16 protein-coding genes are annotated in these 17,775 nt (G+C 69.8%); 6 read left to right on the top strand and 10 right to left on the bottom strand.

Features of this window, described 5'->3' with window-relative positions:
• Nucleotides 1-15: 15 nt before the first annotated feature.
• Entirely contained in the window at nt 16-1,329 is a 1,314-nt protein-coding gene (locus tag NOD94_RS05020) for a competence protein CoiA family protein (RefSeq protein ID WP_281204463.1), read from the bottom strand.
• Between the two features lie 360 nt (nt 1,330-1,689).
• Here NOD94_RS05020 and NOD94_RS05015 point away from each other — a divergent pair, with 360 nt between their 5' ends.
• Nucleotides 1,690-2,601 (top strand): hypothetical protein, encoded by a 912-nt coding sequence (locus NOD94_RS05015; RefSeq protein ID WP_281204462.1) that lies wholly within the window; start codon nt 1,690-1,692, stop codon nt 2,599-2,601.
• Nucleotides 2,602-3,274: 673 nt separating this feature from the next.
• On the top strand, nt 3,275-3,415 hold the full coding sequence (locus NOD94_RS05010; RefSeq protein ID WP_281204461.1) for a hypothetical protein: 141 nt from the start codon (nt 3,275-3,277) through the stop codon (nt 3,413-3,415).
• Nucleotides 3,416-3,892: 477 nt separating this feature from the next.
• Here the strand turns inward: NOD94_RS05010 and NOD94_RS05005 are convergent, their stop codons facing one another.
• Together NOD94_RS05005 and NOD94_RS05000 are read right to left on the bottom strand one after the other, a co-directional pair.
• Nucleotides 3,893-4,105 carry a DUF6207 family protein gene (locus NOD94_RS05005; RefSeq protein WP_281204460.1) on the bottom strand — a complete coding sequence of 71 codons (213 nt, stop codon included), beginning with the start codon at nt 4,103-4,105 and terminating at the stop codon, nt 3,893-3,895.
• A gap of 21 nt (nt 4,106-4,126) precedes the next feature.
• Nucleotides 4,127-4,795 (bottom strand): HNH endonuclease family protein, encoded by a 669-nt coding sequence (locus NOD94_RS05000; protein WP_281204483.1) that lies wholly within the window; start codon nt 4,793-4,795, stop codon nt 4,127-4,129.
• Nucleotides 4,796-5,297: 502 nt separating this feature from the next.
• Between NOD94_RS05000 and NOD94_RS04995 the strand changes: the two genes are divergently transcribed.
• The 3 genes from NOD94_RS04995 (at nt 5,298) to NOD94_RS04985 (ending at nt 7,795) form a co-directional block, all read left to right on the top strand.
• Nucleotides 5,298-5,768: a hypothetical protein gene (locus NOD94_RS04995; protein WP_281204459.1), complete on the top strand. Its 471-nt coding sequence runs from the start codon at nt 5,298-5,300 to the stop codon at nt 5,766-5,768.
• Nucleotides 5,769-6,106: 338 nt separating this feature from the next.
• On the top strand, nt 6,107-6,568 hold the full coding sequence (locus NOD94_RS04990; protein ID WP_281204458.1) for a hypothetical protein: 462 nt from the start codon (nt 6,107-6,109) through the stop codon (nt 6,566-6,568).
• A gap of 397 nt (nt 6,569-6,965) precedes the next feature.
• A protein-coding gene (locus tag NOD94_RS04985; RefSeq protein WP_281204482.1) for an IS5 family transposase occupies nt 6,966-7,795 on the top strand; the annotation gives its coding sequence in 2 pieces (ribosomal slippage) (nt 6,966-7,289 and nt 7,292-7,795; 828 coding nt in all).
• Between the two features lie 27 nt (nt 7,796-7,822).
• Here NOD94_RS04985 and NOD94_RS04980 read toward each other — a convergent pair.
• On the bottom strand, nt 7,823-8,128 hold the full coding sequence (locus NOD94_RS04980) for a barstar family protein (RefSeq protein WP_281204457.1): 306 nt from the start codon (nt 8,126-8,128) through the stop codon (nt 7,823-7,825).
• A gap of 126 nt (nt 8,129-8,254) precedes the next feature.
• A complete protein-coding gene (locus tag NOD94_RS04975) occupies nt 8,255-8,452 on the bottom strand; it encodes a hypothetical protein (protein ID WP_281204456.1) in 198 nt (65 codons plus the stop codon).
• A gap of 122 nt (nt 8,453-8,574) precedes the next feature.
• On the opposite strand from NOD94_RS04975, the gene NOD94_RS04970 reads away from it, so the two are divergent.
• A complete protein-coding gene (locus tag NOD94_RS04970) occupies nt 8,575-11,616 on the top strand; it encodes a tetratricopeptide repeat protein (protein WP_281204455.1) in 3,042 nt (1,013 codons plus the stop codon).
• Nucleotides 11,617-11,816: 200 nt separating this feature from the next.
• On the opposite strand, the gene NOD94_RS04965 is transcribed toward NOD94_RS04970, so the two are convergent.
• The 5 genes from NOD94_RS04965 to NOD94_RS04945 all read right to left on the bottom strand — a co-directional run bounded on the left by NOD94_RS04965 (nt 11,817) and on the right by NOD94_RS04945 (nt 17,492).
• Nucleotides 11,817-13,331, bottom strand: a complete 1,515-nt coding sequence (locus tag NOD94_RS04965; protein WP_281204454.1) for a 3'-5' exonuclease — start codon at nt 13,329-13,331, stop codon at nt 11,817-11,819.
• On the bottom strand, nt 13,331-13,867 hold the full coding sequence (locus NOD94_RS04960) for a hypothetical protein (protein WP_281204484.1): 537 nt from the start codon (nt 13,865-13,867) through the stop codon (nt 13,331-13,333). The genes NOD94_RS04965 and NOD94_RS04960 overlap by 1 nt, the downstream gene beginning before the upstream one ends.
• A 189-nt stretch (nt 13,868-14,056) precedes the next feature.
• A complete protein-coding gene (locus NOD94_RS04955; RefSeq protein ID WP_281204453.1) occupies nt 14,057-15,100 on the bottom strand; it encodes a hypothetical protein in 1,044 nt (347 codons plus the stop codon).
• Between the two features lie 305 nt (nt 15,101-15,405).
• Nucleotides 15,406-16,449, bottom strand: a complete 1,044-nt coding sequence (locus tag NOD94_RS04950) for a hypothetical protein (RefSeq protein ID WP_281204452.1) — start codon at nt 16,447-16,449, stop codon at nt 15,406-15,408.
• A 137-nt stretch (nt 16,450-16,586) separates the two neighbouring features.
• A complete protein-coding gene (locus tag NOD94_RS04945; protein ID WP_281204451.1) occupies nt 16,587-17,492 on the bottom strand; it encodes a Ku protein in 906 nt (301 codons plus the stop codon).
• Nucleotides 17,493-17,775 lie beyond the last annotated feature (283 nt).

The raw sequence follows: 17,775 nt of genomic DNA, 5'->3' as shown, positions 1-17,775 counted from the left end.
TCCGGACGCCGACGCTCACATCCTGTCGACGCCCGTCATGAACCGAGCCATGTCCCGAACGCTGATGCGGCCCGGGCCCCGGCCTACCGGCGTCACGGTGACCCCGCCGCCGGCGCGCTGCTCGGGGACCTCCGACGCCTCGACTTCCAGGACGACGACCTGTTGCCCCCGAGGCGCCTGCCCCGAGATACGGGCCGCCTCCCGCTCCGTCGCGGCGAAGAAGACCAGCCCCTCCAGCTCCTGCCGCAGCGCCGGCAGGCGGCTGGCCACCGGGCAGATCACTCCGTACAGCTCACCGTGCACCGTCACCGGCAACCCCATGGCGAACGCGGGTTCCGGATCTCTCCCCGTACGGACGGCGGCGACAGGATCCCCAGTCTCCTGGCATACCCACGCACGGACAGGGCGGCGAAGGCCGGCCTGGCGGGCCTCCAGCTCCCGGATGCGCGCCAAGTGGTCGGCCTGGTCCTGCTCCCGACGCCGCTCGACGGCCGCGGCCCGCTCGGCCGCTCGTCGGTGCACCTCGGACGCCGCCAGCTGCTCGGCCTCCCACTCGAAGTAACGCCGGGCGATCCACCGGAGCACCGGTTCCCCGACCCGAAGCCGGTACGGGCGCACCGTGTTCGCGACCAAGGCCGCCACGAACCGCTCCAACTCCAGGTCGTCGACGTCCACCCACCGGCCGTGCCCACCGCACGGGAGCGCCCCTCGGGCCCGTTCGCACAGTGGCCGCTGAACGCACCACTCCCGTGCAAACCGGGCCGCCCCGGCGACGACCAGAAGCGGGCCGCCATCCTCGGCCCGGGCCACCTGGACCGCCGGCACGACGCCAAGCCACGGCACGGTCTTCCGGTCCGTGAACCAGCAGACCTCCACCCCGGCCGCCGAGTATCGGGCGGTGCGCCGCTCGATGTCCTCCACCGTGATGGTGGACATCTGCGCCTCCAGCGCCATCAAGCGGCCGTCCGGCATGGTCGCCAGCACGTCCGCCCGCCAGGACCCGTCAGGCGCTAACGCCTCCAGCTCCGCCTCCCCGCCGGCGTCCCGGACCGCCAGGGCCAGGTCCAACTTCAACAGGTGATGTGCCATCGATTCCCCGGCCGTCGGGCAGTGCGGGGCGCCGTCCGCGTGCCGCAGGTACCAAAGATCCCGACCGCCGTGGGTGACGTGCACCAGGTGCAGCGCCCACCCGCACTCCGGGTCACGGCAGATCAGCGGGGCCGGCCCGTCCTTCGGCCGATGAATCGCGGTCCGGTCCCGGCCGCATCCGAGGTCCGACAACGTGACGTCGACCCGCCCCCACTCGGCGTGGTTCCCGACGAACACCATGGGCAACTCCTTCTCCCCGGGCGGCCGCCCCCACGACCGCGTGCCACGTCCATGGTTGCGCCGGAATCCGCCCCGCGCATCGATGCCCACCCCCGTGTCGGAATCCTGGCCGCGATCCGCAGGTGATCAACACCCCCACGGCCGGCCCCTGCGTCTGCCCGACTCCGCGACTGAACGCCGCGTTCCCCGACGGCCCTGAGGCGGCACGCCGGCCGGCCCCGCAGGGCGAGGTCGGTCCTCAGGTGTCCCTGGCTCACCCCGTGCCTTGCCGGCGGGGCTCACTGCGAACCCCAGGGGTTCTCCCCCAACCACCCGGACTGCGGCCGACAGGGGCGGAGGGGGCGGCGCTAGTTTGGTTCGATGCATCACGACGTTGTCGACCAGGTCGAGGAGTGGCTGGCCGGCCCGAACTCCGAGGCGAACGGATACTTCGGCTACCAGGCCTTGGAGCACTATCGGCCCGCGGTCCTGCACTGGCTCACCGTCGGCTGCGGGCTCGACGGACGCCCGGACCCCGACCTGTACCTCCAGCCCACCCCCATGACGCTGCAAAACTGGGCCATCGACTACGCGACCGCAGCCCGATCACGCGACGCCGCCTGTGGGGCCGTCCGCTCCTTCTACCGCTGGGCGGAGACCCCGAGGACCGACGGCGGACCAGCCCTCGTGCCGCCCGGCACCGCGCGGTCCCTCCAGTTCCGGCGCGGCGGGAACTTCTCAGCCGGCCTGCCCGGTCGCGAACTCCTCACCCCCGATCAGTGCCGCTGGCTCGCGCAGGCCGCCGACCGCTACCCCGGCACCCGTCGCGAAGGGCCCCAACGCGCCCGCGCCCTCGTTTACCTCAGCCTCAACCACTACCTGTGGGGCAGGCACTCCGACGACGACGTCTTCCGCCCCGGGCAAATCACCTCCATGCGCCTGAGCGGCCGCCACCAGGAGCAGCACCGAACCACCTGGGACGTCCCGCAGAAGAACGCCGCCTCCGACGCCACCCGTCTCCAGCCCGTTCACCACGACGCCGTCCGCGCCATCGACGAGTACCTCGCCACCGGCACCGCCGGGAGACCCCACAGAGCGGCCGCCATTCCCGACACCGGCCACGTCTTCACCACGGTCAACGGACAGCCTCTCGACACCGTGAGCGTGCTGCGCATCCTGCGCATGGTGGCCGCCACCCACCCAGACTTGGAAGACATCGCACCGAAACTCTCTGCCGACGCGATCACCCATTCCCCGGCAAAGGATCCAGCCGCTGGGACTGTCCCCCCGTGAGTCGGTCACCTCTTCTCGGCGGCTGAGGGGGTGAACTCACCTCTTATGAGGTGAGTGAGAAGGTCATGCCCCACGGTCGGTGGCGATCCCTACCGCGCTGGCCTGCGGCCGTGCCGGACAAGGGGAGCCTCGCCCCGGGCGACCGCTGGCGTGTTCACCCCCTCCGGAATCCGGGGGCGGTGTCGGTGATGCTCGTCCGGGTCGTACGACCGGCCCCGGGGGTACCCGCGAACCGTGGGCGGGTCGTCAGAAGTCTTCGCCGCAGGCGATTTTGCGCGCCTCGTGTCCACCGCTGGGGCACGCAGTGGTCCACAGGCCCCTACTTGTCCACAGGGCCGCCAGCCGGCTGCTGCGGGGGTGCGACGATCAAGTCCGTTCCGTTTCCGAGGGAGGGATGTCAATGTCCGCGTCCGGCCTCGATCGCCAAGTTCCTGGACGTGTCGCCGACCACCCTCTACAAGTACGGGCCCGAACTCAAGGCCGGCGGACGTCCGATCATCGGTCTCCAATCAGGGCTTGGCACTGACTAGACGTCACAACCCCGTGATCACGCCGTACTTGGCTGCCAACTGCCCATAGAATCTGAGCTACCTCACGGAGGCTCCCTCCACGTGACCTACCAGATTGGTATGGGCCCCTCAGGGGGATCGCATGGGAGCACTCGGAGGTTCACATGGCGAATACGCAGGACACGGACGACGAGGACAAGGATCGTGAGCGCAGGCCTCCCTGGCAGCACGCTCTGGTCTTCTGGTCCCCGGTCTACGTGACGGTGATCGCCGAAGTGATGAAGTGGTTCATCCCCCAGGGGTGACCAGTGCGCGATGAGACGGCCGGAACGGGCAGCAAGAAGCCCGGCCGGATGAAGGTCGGCCGGGCTCGTTGCAGACACAGGAGGGTTCGGCCTGGTTGCACCCGGGTCGGGCCCTCCACTGCACCCCCGAAGCGAAGTTCCATGGGGGGCATGGAATACCAATCGTACCCACGTGACACATTAAAGTTGATGTCGTGACCGGATTGGTGTAATTAAGTCGCGTCAGGACGAGGGCTCCCATTGTTCGGGCCCGCCGCCTCTCCACTCCACGAAACCCGCGTCCGCCAGGTCCACGTCCTCGGCGTCCTCCAGGCTGGCCGCGGCGAGGAAGACACGGATGTCTGCCGGGCGGCGGCAACTCCGATGGCGACGCCGTCGTACCGCACCCGGCGCCAAGATCCGACTAAGCCTTCACAGTCTGAGTGATCCGGCTGGTCCGCGGGCAGTCCCGACCCCATGGTCGAGGGTGAGTTTCCTCTAGGGCCGGTTGCCGGGTCGTAGCAGGTCCGCGTACACCCGGACCCGGACGCCGGTCTGGCCCGGTACGCGCCGAATGCGTCCCGGTCCCGATGTCGCGTACAGCCGGCCCAGGGCGTCGACGGCGGCGCGCACGGTGTCCTCGTCCGCGCCGGTCACGTCGAACACGACCAGCCCGGGCTCCGCGAGATGCTGCTCGGCGATCTCCTTCACGATGCCGTCCCGGGCCCGCGGTCAGGGAGCCGGGGTGAAGGTGACCGAGTCGCCTCCGCATCCGGCGGCGATCTGCTGCAGGCGGTACTTCTCCAGCTCGTCGACGGCCAGGCCCCAGCGCAGCTTCGTCGCGGTCCACTCCGCCCCGTACCGGCACAGGGCGTCGGAGGACGGAGGCAGCCACTCGGCCGGGTCCTGATCCGACTTGCTCCTGTTGGACCGCGCGGTCACCGCGACCAAGCTCGATGCCTGGCCCTGGTCGTTGGCGTAGGCCTCGCGGCGGGCCGCCGTCCAGGAACTGGCGCCCGAGTCCCAGGCCTCGGCGAGCGGGACCATGTGGTCGATGTCCAGGCCGCCCGCGCCGTCGACCGTGCTCTCGTCGTAATAGGAAGTCCAGGTCCCGCCGGTCAGGGTGCAGCGAGGGCCGATCTCCGGGGCGACGACGGCCTCGGCGATCAGGACCTCCTGGCGCGTGTTGCACCCGTCGGTCGCGTTGTCGCCCGCGGTCCAGTGCTTGAACGCGGTCCGCGTGTACCCGACGCGGGACTCGTCGGCGACCTGGAGCGCCGAGACCGCGACGCCGATCGGAAGGACCTCCGGTGCGGCAGCCCGGGCATGGGCGGTTGTCGGAAGGGACAGCGGAAGTACGGCGAGGGACATCGCGGCCGCCGCGCGCTTTAACGTAAGCATCACACGGCGGTTCTATTGCCTGCTGACCGCCGTGCGTAGGTCCGGCGCCCGGCCGTCACCCGTTCAGCGGCGCCCGGTTCACCGCAGAAACGGCACGCCGGGGTCCGTGGCCCCAACGCTCCTGCGCCTCAGATGCATCACTCCATGGGCTGCTTCCGGGCGTCCGTGATGCCGCCCGGCACGTGCGGGTCGAACCGGCCGGCGCGCATAGCCTCGATGCACTGCAAGACGCGGCCGAAGGACGTCAGCCCCGGGTCGCGCGCGCGGGCGCCCAACCGGACAGGACGTCGTCAGAATCGTGCATGACATCAGTGTGCCCGGCCCAACGGGCCGATGCCGGTGGCCCCGTGCCCTTCGCCGGCGCGAGGTAGTCCCGCGGCGAAGGGGCGGTGCCGCCCGGAGGGCGGACAGCGTGAAGACGGCAAGCGGCTGTGGCGGCCGGTAGGCCGCCCCTTCGTGAAGACGCCAAGGCATATTTCAGCCAGGTGAGCGCCATGGAAAGATGATCTCCATAAAGGGGAGGGGATCTGACATGGGCTTTTATTCAGGCTGGTCGAACGGCAGAGGCTTCTACGGCGGATACAGGGTGCGACTGTCTGGAGGGGCGAGGCGGGCGACTGCGACCAGGCCCTTGCCGTCGCGACCGGGCGCCCGTCCGGCGGGTGATGTTCCCGAGTGGGTTGAGCTGTCGTACTTCCTCACGGCGGCCGTGGTCTTCTGTCTCGGCATGCTGTCCGCGGCGGTGTGGCTGTGGATCGAGACTGAAGGCTATTTCGACAGTCTGCCGGCGAGGCTCACGCTCATCGTCCTCCTGCTCATCCCGGCCGTGATCGCGAGTGCCATCGCGGCCATCGCGGCTGGGTTCCTGGCGCCCATGCTCGTGGGCCTGGTGAAGGCTGCCATCGCCGTGACGCGCTGGATCAAGCGAAGGCGTGCAGGTGAAGGAGTAGTACCGCCCGGAGGGCGGCCATAGAGCGAAGACGGCTTGCGGCTGTGGCGGCCGAAGGCCGCCCTTGGATTGTCAGCGCCCTGTCTTACGATCCCGCCTAGCCAGCTACGGGCAGGAGGGGTGCAGTGGAAGCTATTCGCCGAGGTGACAGAGGCAAGCAGAAGGCCTGGGTGTGGCTGATGGTGCTGACTGCGCAACGTGGCCTGTGCGTGTATTGCGGTCGCTCCCCGTCCACCACACTGGACCACGAAAGGCCGATCGCCGGGGCAGGCCACGACATCTGGTGGAACTTCGTCCCGGCCTGCAATCCCTGCAACCTCCGGAAGAGCAAGCACGAGAGCGCCGCGCATTGGGTTGTAGATATGGACATCTGCCACCGATATCCGGAGCTGACTCGCTCCAAGTGGAGGATGAGCCCGAAGGTCTTCGCCGGCATCACAAGACGCGTGGAACGCGTCCAGCGAGAGATAGCCGACGCGGATCGCCGCGAGTGGTTCGAGCTGCACTACGGCGAGGAGAAATGGGGGAACAAGACTGAGCTGTTCAAGATCCTTGATCGCTGCAAGGCGGAGCTCAAGGGGTACCCGCACTACCCATGGCGGACCCCGAAGGTCAGGGAGCTGAAGGGGTACTGCACGCGCCTGATCTGCTGCGGTTACTTCCATCCGCAGGCAAGGCTCCTGCACGCGTTCCTGAAGCGGGAGGAGGTCAGAGCCTTCCAGCGCGCCGTCTTCAACGAGCGCGCGCACGAGGGTGAAGTGCTCCGCCGCCTCGTCCGGGAGTACCTCGCTGACACGCGGCGCGATCTCGACGACGAGGCATAGTTGTGCAGGCGATCGAAGACGGGTGAGTTGCCTGAACCCCCGACTCGGGGGTGGTGTTCAAGGGGTCGGCGCGACCGCGAGCCCTGACCGGGCGGGCCCGCCACAGGGTCACCCGGGGCTGCCGGCCGGGGGACGAAGCTGGTGCCCCGCCCCTTGGACATGTGCACCAAGACCTCACGGGCCGCCGCGCAGTCGCCAGCCGCGCGGTGTCCGCCGCCCAGGGCCGGCCACCTGATGGAAAGGGATGGGGAAGGCCCCCGCTTCATCCGGCTATCCGGACGGGGCGGGGGCCTTCTGCGTCTCGGGGGTGGGCAGCCCCCGGGGGACTAGAGCGTGTCTCTTTGATGGGTTGATCAGTTGATCGGATGTGTCTGTCCGGTTGGTGATCAGTGATGCGATGTGGGACCGGATCGAGCCGTTAATGCCGGCCGATCCGGTCCGTGGACGGCGGTGGGCCGACCACCGTCGGACCCTGGAGGCCATCGCCTGGAAGTACCGAACTTGCTCGCCCTGGCGCGACCTGCCCGAGGAGCTCGGGTCATTTCAGACCGCTCACAAGCGCCTGATCAGGTGGGCCGTCGACGGCACTTGGGAACGGATCTTCGGTGCCGTCCTTGCCGCAGCGGACGCCGATGACGACTTGGACTGGACCGTCTCCGTGGACTCCACCGTCTGCCGGGCTCACCAGCATTCGGCCGGCGCCAGGAAAAGGGGGCTCCCGGTCGGCCCGAACCCGCAGATCACGCCCTCGGACGCTCTCGCGGCGGCTTGAGCACGAAGGTTCACCTGGCCAGTGACAGCCAGGCACGCCCGTTAGCCATCTACGTCACTGCAGGCCAGGCCGGTGATGCACCGGCCTTCGAGGCTGTCATGGCCAGGATCCGGGTGCCGCGAAGCAGAGCCGGGAGACCCAGGACCCGACCAGATGCCGTCCTCGCGGATCGCGCGTACTCCTCCAGGGCGATCCGCGGGCATCTTCGCCGGCGCGGGATCCGGGCGGTCATCCCGCAGCCCGCGGACCAAGTCGGTCACCGCCTGCGGCGAGGCCGCGCGGGAGGCCGCCCGCCGGGTTTCGATGCCGAGGCATACAAGCAGCGCAACACAGTCGAGAGGTGCATCAACCGCCTCAAACAATGGCGAGGTTTGGCGATGCGCACCGACAAGCTTGCCCTGGCCTACGGGGCGGCCCTGCATCTGGCGGCCATCTTGATCTGGGCCCGCCGCTGAGTCGGGAGGACCGGCCACACGCGGCGATCAGTACGGCTCGTGCACGACCAGTCGCGACTGCCGCCCCGTAAACGCGCTTCGCAGGGCACGGGCCTCACGGTTCCGCTCAGCGAAGACTCCTTGCTTGTCCACGTGAACCACGAGGACGTCGTAGCTGTCGATGACCTCGGAGATGCCTCGGGTCTGAATGGTGTCCCGCCAGGCATCGATGTTCCGGCCGAACCACTCCGGCAGTCCACAGGGCTCTGCGACAGCGTCCCAGAAGCTGTCGAGCGTCTCGATCGACCGCCCCCGAAGGTCAACCACCAGCTCCGACTCTGTCTTTTTGGCCATCGCAGCAGAGTAACCAACCCTCACCCAACGCGGCAGGCATCCAAAGAGACAGGCTCTAGGCGCGCGGGCGGACCACGAAGGCAGCGAGGCAATGGGGGATCACTTGAGACTGAGCAGGGCTGACTGTCAGGTGAGGAGGGCCGCCAGGGTGCCGGCTACGACGGCGGCGAGGGTGATGACCGCGGCGAAGGTGGTGGCGGCGCGGGTGAGGGCGGTGGGGTAGCTGGCGTTGTCCATGCGGGCGAGCTTGCCCGTGCCGGCGGCGGCCATCAGCGCGACGACGGTCACGAATGCGGTGGTAAGCAGGACGACGGCGACGGTCACGGCAATCTCCCGGTAAGTGGTGGGGTGTTGACGTGGTCCAAGGTCACGGAATCCGTGTTCGCCGGGGTCCGCCGGTAGGAAGATGAACACCGGCGAACACGACGGTCCTGGGGGCACGCACCGTGCACGACAAACACGACAGCCAGAATCCGGCGCTGACCGAGCTGCGGGAGAGACTGAGGGGCGGCATGGCCCACATGCGGCTGAACCAGACGGATCTCGCCACGCGTGCCGGGCTGGGACGCACGACGGTGTCGGAGGCACTCTCGCCGGTGAAGCCTGCCCCCTCGTCCGAGACGGTGGCGGCCCTGGCCCGTGCGCTGCAGCTGCCGGTCGAGGAGCTGCGGGACTTGCAGCGGAGCGCGGTCGAGGACACGTGGGGTGGGGTGCGGTCGGTGCCGGGCCGTTCGATCGGTGAGTGGGATCCGTACGACCTGGAGGTCCACCCGGCCGGTGACGCCGCCTCCGGGCCCGGAAGGTCGGGAGCCCGGACGATGCCCACGTATGTGCCGCGCGAGCATGACAGGGTACTGGCCGGGCTGGTGAAGGACGCCGCAGCCGGCCGTAGTCGGGCCGTGGTGCTGGTGGGCAGTTCATCGACGGGGAAGACGCGGGCGTGCTGGGAGGCAGTGCAGCCGCTCGCGGCGCAGGGGTGGCGGCTGTGGCATCCCTTCGACCCGACCCGCGCCCAGGACGCCCTTCAGGACCTGCCTCGTGTCTCGCCGCGGACCGTGGTGTGGTTGAACGAGGCCCAGCACTACCTCGGCGACCGCGCGGCGGGTGAGCGGATCGCGGCGGCCGTGCACCGGTTGCTGGTGACCGTGGAGTTCGGGCCGGTCCTGGTGATGGGCACGCTCTGGCCCGAGTACGCCGCCCGGTACACAGCCCTGCCCGCGTCGGGTGAGCAGGATCCGCACAGCCGGGTACGGGAGTTGCTGGCCGGTCGCGTGCTGACGATTCCCGAGTCGTTCGACGCTCGGGCGTTGGCTGCCGCGGCTGCTCTTGCCGAGGGCGGGGACCGGCTTCTGGCCGACGCCCTCGGCCGTGCCGGCGCCGAGGGGCGGGTCACTCAGGACCTCGCCGGTGTCCCCGAACTCCTCAACCGCTACCGGCACGCGACCCCGGCCGCCGCAGCGGTACTGGAAGTGGCGATGGACGCCCGCCGCCTCGGTGTCGGCATCCACCTCCCCCAAGCCTTCCTCACCGACGCCGCCGCCGACTACCTCACCGACACCGACTACGACCAGCTCACCGACGACTGGGCCGAGCAGGCTTTCGCCGAACTCGCCGCCCTGGTCCACGGAAAACAGGCCCCCCTGCGCCGCACCACCCCCCGCACCCGGCGACGTCCTCCCGCCCCGTCCCCAGCCATTCACAGCCCGGCCCCATCGATCACCAGACCGGTGTTCCGACTCGCCGACTACCTCGAACAGCACGGCCGCACCAGCCGCAGGCAACTGTGCCCGCCCGCGTCGTTCTGGCACGCCGCCCACACCCACCTCACCGACCCCGACAACCTCGGCAACCTCGCGAGTGAGGCTGGAAAGCGGCACCGCCTGCAGTGGGCCCACTCGCTCCGCCACCGCGCCGCCGACCGCGGCGACACCACCGTCCCGGACTACCTGGCCCGGAACCTGGAGGAGGCCCGGAACCTGGAGGAGGCCGGGAATCGGGAGGAGGCCGAGGCCCTGGCCCTGCAGGCTGCCGACCGCGGCGACACCACCGTGGTGCATCGCCTGGCCGAGATGCGGGAGGAGGCCGGGGACCGGGAGGGCGCCGAAGTTTTACTCCGGCACGCTCTCGACCACGGCAGCACCGACGCCCTGTATCGCCTGGTCGAGATGCGGGAGGAGGCCGGAGACCGGGACAGCGCCGAAGCCCTGGCCTGGCAGGCTCTCAACCACGGCCGCACCGCCGCCCTGTTCCGCCTGACCGAGATGCGGGAAGAGGCCGAGGACCGGGAGGGTGCCGAAGCCTTGGCCCTGCAAGCCGCCGACCACGGCGACACCAAATTCTTGTTCCGCCTGGCCTGGATGCGGGAGCGGGTCGGGGACCGGAAGGGTGCCGAAGTAGCGCTCCGGCAGGCTCTCGACCACGGCAGCACCGCCGCCCTGTTCCGCCTGGCTGAGATGCGGGAGGAGGCCGGGGACCGGGAGGGTGCTGAAGCCCTGCTCCGGCAGGCCGCCGACCACGGCCGCACCGACGCCCTGCATCGCCTGGCTGAGATGCGGGAGGAGGCCGGGGACCGGGACAGTGCCGAAGCCCTGGCCCGGCAGGCCGCCGACCACGGCAGCACCGCCGCCCTGCATCGCCTGGCTGAGATGCGGGAGGAGGCCGGGGACCGGGAGGGTGCTGAAGCCCTGCTCCGGCAGGCCGCCGACCACGGCCGCACCGACGCCCTGCATCGCCTGGCTGAGATGCGGGAGGAGGCCGGGGACCGGGACAGTGCCGAAGCCCTGGCCCGGCAGGCCGCCGACCACGGCAGCACCGCCGCCCTGCATCGCCTGGCTGAGATGCGGGAGGAGGCCGGGGACCGGGAGGGTGCTGAAGCCCTGCTCCGGCAGGCCGCCGACCACGGCCGCACCGACGCCCTGTTCCGCCTGGCTGAGATGCGGGAGGAGGCCGGGGACCGGGAGGGTGCTGAAGCCCTGGCCCGGCAGGCCGCCGACCACGGCCGCACCGACGCCCTGTTCCGCCTGGCTGAGATGCGGGAGGAGGCCGGGGACCGGGAGGGTGCTGAAGCCCTGGCCCGGCAGGCCGCCGACCACGGCGACACCGACGCCCTGTTCCGCCTGGCTGAGATGCGGGAGGAGGCCGGGGACCGGGACAGCGCCGAAGCCCTGCTCCGGCAGGCCGCCGACCACGGCCGCACCGACGCCCTGTTCCGCCTGGCCCAGATGCGGGAGCAGGCCGGGGACCGCGACGGCGCCGAAGCCCTGGCCCAGCAGGCCGCCGACCACGGCGACACCGACGCCCTGTTCCGCCTGGCCCAGATGCGGGAGCAGGCCGGAGACCGGGACGGCGCCGAAGCCCTGGCCCGACAGGCCGCCGACCACGGCGACACCGACGCCCTGTACCGCCTGACCGAGGAGCCTGGAATCTTCGCCAGGCTGTGGCCCTATGGCCTTGACCCAGATGGCACACCCACACCTCCATGGCGATGAGCGTCCGTGTCAATTCAGCTGAGTGGTGGGAGACGACGAGTCGGACAACCGGAACTTGCAGAACACAGACCGCCGACACCGACAGGTGAAACCGAGACGACCTCGGTGGGCGAGGCGCGCCCCAGAATCATCACCTCTTAAGAGGTGATGATTCTGGGGCGCGGGCCGATACGCCCGCATCCCCGACTCGCAGGTGGTGTTCAGGGAGTCGGCGCGACCGCAAGCACTGACCGGATGGGCGGGCCCACCACAGGGTCACCCGGGGCGGCCGGTCGGGGGACGAAGCTGGTGCCGCGCCCCTTGGACATGTGCACCAAGACCTCACGGGCGGCCGCGCAGTCGCCGGCCGCGCGGTGTCCGCCGCCCAGGGCCAGCCACCTGTGGGAGCCGAGCCACTGCGCGTATGCCTCCATGAGGCAGTACCAGGACTCCTGGGGCTCCAGGTGCAGCGGCTTCTTCCCGGCCCGCCGGACATCGCCCAGGATGACGGCCCGGTCGAACTGGGCGTTGTAGACGCAGATCACCCGGTCCTTGGTGACCTTCCTCAGGCGCGGTAGAACCTTCTCGAAGGGTCGGGCTCCGGCCACGTCCTCGTCACTCAGACCGTGCACGTACCGGGCCCTGTCGCAGATCGGCTCCGTGGGCTTCACCAAAGTGTCCTGGAGCACCTTGCCGGTAGCGGCGTCGATGACGGCCAGCTCGATCGTCTGCCCGTACAGGTCGGTGGTCTCGGTATCCACGATCACGGCCACGTCGGGCTCCAGCAGCCTGCGCGCCTGCCGGGTGATCCGACCCCAGGTGGGGCACAGGGTGATCTCGTCGGCGTACGAGCCGACGACCGGATCCGCTCCCAGCTCCCCCCGGACGGTCTCCTTCGTCGGGATCCCCTCCACCCGCTCCCAGTCCAGCTCCCACACGCCGGAATACGGGCTGTGCCACGCCCACACCGTCGTGGCGTGCCGGTCGGCCAGCTGCTGGGCGAAGGCCTTGACCGCGTCCGCGCGGGTGGGGGCGAGCTTGGCGTACTCGCGCAACGGCGACGGCACACCCTTGCCGAGACCGCGTGCGGCCTCCCAGTCCACGCCGGGCATCTCCCGAAGGTCACGGACATCGCCGAGTCGGTAGAGCACCACGGTGACGGTGCGGGACCGGCCGACTTCCCACTCGTAGGTGTCGGCGGGCTCGATCCACCCGGCCGCCTCCACGTACCGCCAGTCGGTGGGCCTGATCTCCAGGATGTCGGCTGCGGCCTGCGCGGTGACGTGCTGCTCGTTCTCGGCCTCTGCGGCGAGCGTGTCCAGGTCGGTGATCCGGTACCGGTCGCCGGGGCCGACCGTGATGCGGCCCTCTCGCGCCATCCGCACAAGGTCACGCCAGTGCCAGCCGATCCGCTCGACCGCCGCGTCCCGGGTCAGGCTCACCTCGACCCATGCCATCCGCGCGGCGACGATGGAAGCGACCAGGTCGACGTCGAGCTCGCGCGCGGCCGCCGTCGAATACAGCGGCCATCCCTTGTAGGAGTCGACGGCGACCAGATGTTCCCGGGCGACGAGCTCCTCGACGTCGGCGGCCGTCACCGGCTGGCCGGTGGTGTGGGCGAGCACGCCGGCCAGGCGACGGGCGCCCAGGGCCTCCGGCCAACTCGGCTCCTGCGAACTCGGCGCCTGCGGGATCGTCTGCGGCGCGGCCGCCGTCTCGGTGAGGGTGTCCGTCATCAGTGCGCCTCCATGGTCTGCGGATCGGTGGGATCGGCGGGCAACACGGTGCGCTGCCCGGTGGGCCAGATGAGCTTGAGGAAGTTCATACGGCCGCCCCAGCCGCTGATGTCGACGTGGGCGTTCGTCACCTCGAACGGGGCCTGACCGGGCAGGTCGATCCGGGCTGAGGCGGTGGGCCAGGGGATTCCGTCACGGTCGGGGGCGATGTAGCCGCTGAATGCCTCCTCGTCCGCGTAGCCGTTCCACGCGGGTGCCGTGTGCAGCTCGGGACCGTGCACCGTGACGGTGCTGCCGTTGGCGAAGGTCACGGTCGCGGGCAGCCGCGGCGTGTTGGGCTCGGAGGGGGGTGGGGGAATCCGGTCGTGGTTGCGCAGCCATTGCTCGGCGGCCGTCTGGAGGAAGAGGGGGCTGGTCTCGGTGCCGCCGACGGACGGCGGGAAGTCTTCGTGTCGGCGGCGCCAGTTGGCGACGGCGGCCCGGCCCACCCGGGCGAGCTGGGCGATCTGGGAGAGGTTCACGGTGGTCTCGGTCATGTGGACGCCGTTCGGGTCGGTGGGGTGGACAGGGGGCTGGGGCCGGTGGTCGCGGGGGCCTTCGCCGACCCCCGGACCCCCGCTCCCCCCGGCACCGCCCGGCGCGGTCGGGTCGAGTCGGGTACTGCCCGTTCGCGCCGGACGGCACCGGGGCCTGGATACTCCGTGCCGCTGAAGGGGTGGCGAGGGTCAGGAGAACCGGGCGCGGGCGACGACGGCCGTCAGCTGCCCGGCCTCGGCGGCCGCGCCGATCGCGTGCGGATCGGTGGATGCGACGGGACCGCACAGCAGGGTGTGCCCCGCGACGTCGAGCAGGTCCCACCAGTCGCGCGGCGCCTTTGCCTCACCACGCCACAGCCGGATGTCGTCCCAGCCCCCGGCGTCGGTGTGCGCGAGCTCCTCCAGCACCTGGGCGCCGATGCGGGCGCGGACACGCCAGTTGACGTCCAGCTCGGGGAAGGCATCCACCCGGCCGTTCCACGGCGACCACCCGCACCGGGTACGCAGGTCCTCAAGGCCTGCCCGCTCGGCACAGGGCTCAAGGGCGATCAGCGGCAACGGCCGTCCGTCCGGCAGTTCCACGTACCCTGGGTGCAGCGTGTAGTCCCCGCCCGCCCAGCCCTTGGAGTCGGCGAACTCGTTGAACAGGACGATGTCCGCGTACTTGTCGACCTCCTCGGCGCCCTCCTCCGGGTCCGAGCCGAGGTCTTGGGGGTGGAGGTCGACCACCTGGATCATGTCGGCGATCTCCTCAGGGCTCGCCCCGCCCAGGGCCCAGTGATCGAGCGCGTCCTCCAGCAACTCCGAGGCCTGCGGATCCGCCATCGCCTCGACCGCGGCGAGCGCCGCGTCACCCTGGCGCTCGGCGGTCGCCGCCCGCGCGAGCAGTGCCCATGCGCGGGTCGTCTCGGACGCGAACGAGCCGACAGAGGGCAGGATCCCGAAGGGGGTGCCCGCGAGCGCCGCCAGGGTCGCCCTGTTCTCCAGGAGGCGCATCTGCTGGGCCAATGACGTCTGGCAGGGCCTGCACGCGGTACGGCAGGCGGCCACCAGACGGGCGGCGAGCTCAAGGTTCAGCGGCCGCCCCCCGCCGTGCGGGACGGACATCAGGACGCCCATGTCGGGCAGCGGTGTGTGCTCGTGTGCGGTGCCGGCGGCCGCGGAGGCGTATCCGGCGCCGGTACGTCGAGCCTTGGCCCGTGCGCGCTGCTTCTTTCCGTGCTTCTTGACCACGAGATCTCCCCGATGGCGTACAGCGGTTACCCATGACCCGATGCACGCAGCAGGAAGTATGACTGTGCGGACATACGGAAGACGTTCGTCGACGAACTGGCGTCGCTCTCGCACTGATGCGCTGGGACACCGTCCTGGCACCTTCGCCTCAAAGCACCCCAAGTCATGGGCTGAGGCTGGCTTGGGCCCGTGCGGGGCCTGCCCTCAGGCTAGTACCCGGTACCGACTCGATGCCAGAGAACACGTGGTCGACTGCGGGTGCGGAGCAGACTGCGGCCGCCGACGGGAAAGCCGTCTCACGCATGTCACTCCTCCTCTGCCACCCCTTGCATGCAGTTCTGCTCGTTCACAGGAGAGGCGTGGTGAAGGTCGAAAGGACCGCCACGCTCCGACAGCACGGTCGGATGGGTTGTCACGGCCAGGACCTGAGCGCGGAATGCGGGGCCGCTGCCGTACCTGCGTGACTCAACTCCTTCAGGATTGGTTGCCCATTCCTCGAAGTGCTGCGCGATGGCATCCAGGAGGGCCGAGTCCGCGGGGGAGACTGTGGCTGGCGCTTCCGCTGCCCGCAGGACGCCAACGATGGTGCACGCAGTCGGGACAGCGATCCAGGTGCCGGCCTTGCCCTCCTCTTGGCTGGTCCGCAGCCGGGCAAGGGTGGAGTCCAGCGGATCCTTCTGCCACGACTCCGAGGACACGAGCCCGGGTTCCTCAGTCAGCCAGGTGAACAGCACGCCGCACTCGTAGGCGTTCAGATCGACTGCACTGCCGGCGAACAGGTGATGAAAGATGCGCAGCAGCACATCACGCCGCCGCGGCTTGTGGCGCCGCTCGTAGAGGCAGTGCTGACAGAGCCAGCCCATCGGTACATGGAGTCGGCTGTCCTTGGGATCCCGGGTTCGACCAACGAGATCGCCGGACTTGATCGGGTCGGCGCACAGGCCACAGGAGCCATCCGTGCTGGCCTGCTTGACCGTACGGGGGACAGGAAGCTGTCCGATCCCCTCCGGGCGCTGGACTCGGGGGCGGTGAACAGGCGGCTTATTGGAGGAAGGGTCGTTGAGCCACACCCGCAGGGTGTGCAGGCACTCCCTCAGGTCATCGTCGTCCGCGGCCTGCAAGACCTTGACGCCGGTGGACTTGGCAAGCTTGCTCTGAACTTTCTCGGCCGGCCTTCCGGTGGCCGCCGCGACGCCGCTGATGCCGGCTTCGACGGTTCTCCGCAGTGCGGGGCCGTGCAGGACGTCGATTTCCTCGTTCGATGGAAAGTTGATCGCAGCCATGTCCAGGGTTGCAGTTTCGAACATCATGACGCTGAACTCCCCGCGATTGAAGCCGTCCTTCGCCACAATGACGGCTCACCGAGTACCGGCTGGCTAACGTCACCTGTTTGGGTCAGCGTGATCGCGAACACGGGGGATACGGGCAAGCCGGTTGACGCCCATCGGAAAGGCCAGGGAAGCGTCTGACAGCGGGGTCGGTGCCCTCAGGCGCTTCGGCCCGGTGACCGCTTCGTGGTCTTCTTCGCCGGCTTCGCTGCCGCGGTCTTTCCGGCGGGGGGCTTCTTCGTGGCCTTCTTGACCGGGAGGTCGTGGACGGTGGCGTCGGCGGTGTCGCCGCGGGAGGCCTTGGCGTCGTTGACGGACTTCTCCAGCATCGCCATGAGGTCAACCACCTGTGCCGAAGCCTCGGGGGCGGCCGACTCCGGTAGCGCGGGGCGTGTTCCGGCAGCCTTGGCCTCGATGACCTTCTCCAGCGCTTCCCGGTACTCGTCGCGCATCTCGCTCAGGTCGGTGCCGGTCAGGGTCTCGGCCAAGGTGACGGCCGCGCCGACCTCCCGCTCGCTCACCTCGACGTCCGGCACTGTGACCTGGGAGGCGGATCTGATCTCGTCCGGCCATCTCAAGCCGTGAAGGACCATGACGTCGTCGATCACACGGAGGAGGCCCAGGCGCTCGCGGTCCCGGAGCGCGAACTTCGCGACCGCCACCTTGCTGCTCCGCAGGAGGGCGCGACGCAGGAGCTCGTACGGTTTCGCGGCCACGCCGGTGGCGCCCAGGTAGTAGGAGGCGCCGATCTGGATGGGGTCGATGCTCTCGGCCGGCACAAAGCCGACGATCTCGATGGCCTTCGCCGTGGGGAGCGGAAGCCCGTCAAGATCAGCGTCTGTCACCTCGACGAGGGTGCCGGTCGCGGTCTCGTACCCACGCCCGATCTCGTCGGCGCTCAGCTCCTGGCCGTCGATCTCGCACACCTTGCGGTATCGGATGCGGCCCCCGTCCGCTGTGTGGATCTGGCGGAAGGAGACGGTGTGCGACTCGACAGCCGGGTATACGGCGACAGAAATCGTGACAAGTCCGAAGGTGATCGCGCCGTTCCATGTCGCCTTCACGACGCCTCCGTGGTCGAACCCGACCCCTTCTTCCAGCCTCGCACCACCTGTCCGGGGCCGGCGTGTCACGTTGGTGCACCTGGCGGAGATATTCGAACACGTGTTTCACTTGGGGGATGAAATTCCGCTTTCCCACGGATCTCGTGGATCTTCAGGAAGAGTGGCTGCGGACCTACGACGCCCTGGCCGCTCTCCCCGGTGGCGCCGGGGCAACCGCGCTCCGGCGTCGCCTGATCCTGCTGTCCTGCCGGCTGCACGCTCACCCGTACTGGTCGGCGCCGGG

Source organism: Streptomyces sp. Isolate_45 (assembly GCF_024721315.2).
GTDB lineage: Bacteria > Actinomycetota > Actinomycetes > Streptomycetales > Streptomycetaceae > Streptomyces.
This window is presented reverse-complemented; position numbering and strand designations above follow the sequence as displayed.

Bases quoted from the DNA above. Each gene is read 5' to 3' on its own strand.
- NOD94_RS04960 (WP_281204484.1), bottom strand. From the start codon at position 13,867: ATGACCGAGACCACCGTGAACCTCTCCCAGATCGCCCAGCTCGCCCGG.
- NOD94_RS05000 (WP_281204483.1), bottom strand. From the start codon at position 4,795: ATGCTTACGTTAAAGCGCGCGGCGGCCGCGATGTCCCTCGCCGTACTT.
- NOD94_RS04995 (WP_281204459.1), top strand. From the start codon at position 5,298: ATGATCTCCATAAAGGGGAGGGGATCTGACATGGGCTTTTATTCAGGC.
- NOD94_RS05020 (WP_281204463.1), bottom strand. From the start codon at position 1,329: ATGGTGTTCGTCGGGAACCACGCCGAGTGGGGGCGGGTCGACGTCACG.
- NOD94_RS05015 (WP_281204462.1), top strand. From the start codon at position 1,690: ATGCATCACGACGTTGTCGACCAGGTCGAGGAGTGGCTGGCCGGCCCG.
- NOD94_RS04980 (WP_281204457.1), bottom strand. From the start codon at position 8,128: ATGGCCAAAAAGACAGAGTCGGAGCTGGTGGTTGACCTTCGGGGGCGG.
- NOD94_RS04990 (WP_281204458.1), top strand. From the start codon at position 6,107: ATGGACATCTGCCACCGATATCCGGAGCTGACTCGCTCCAAGTGGAGG.
- NOD94_RS05010 (WP_281204461.1), top strand. From the start codon at position 3,275: ATGGCGAATACGCAGGACACGGACGACGAGGACAAGGATCGTGAGCGC.
- NOD94_RS04965 (WP_281204454.1), bottom strand. From the start codon at position 13,331: ATGACGGACACCCTCACCGAGACGGCGGCCGCGCCGCAGACGATCCCG.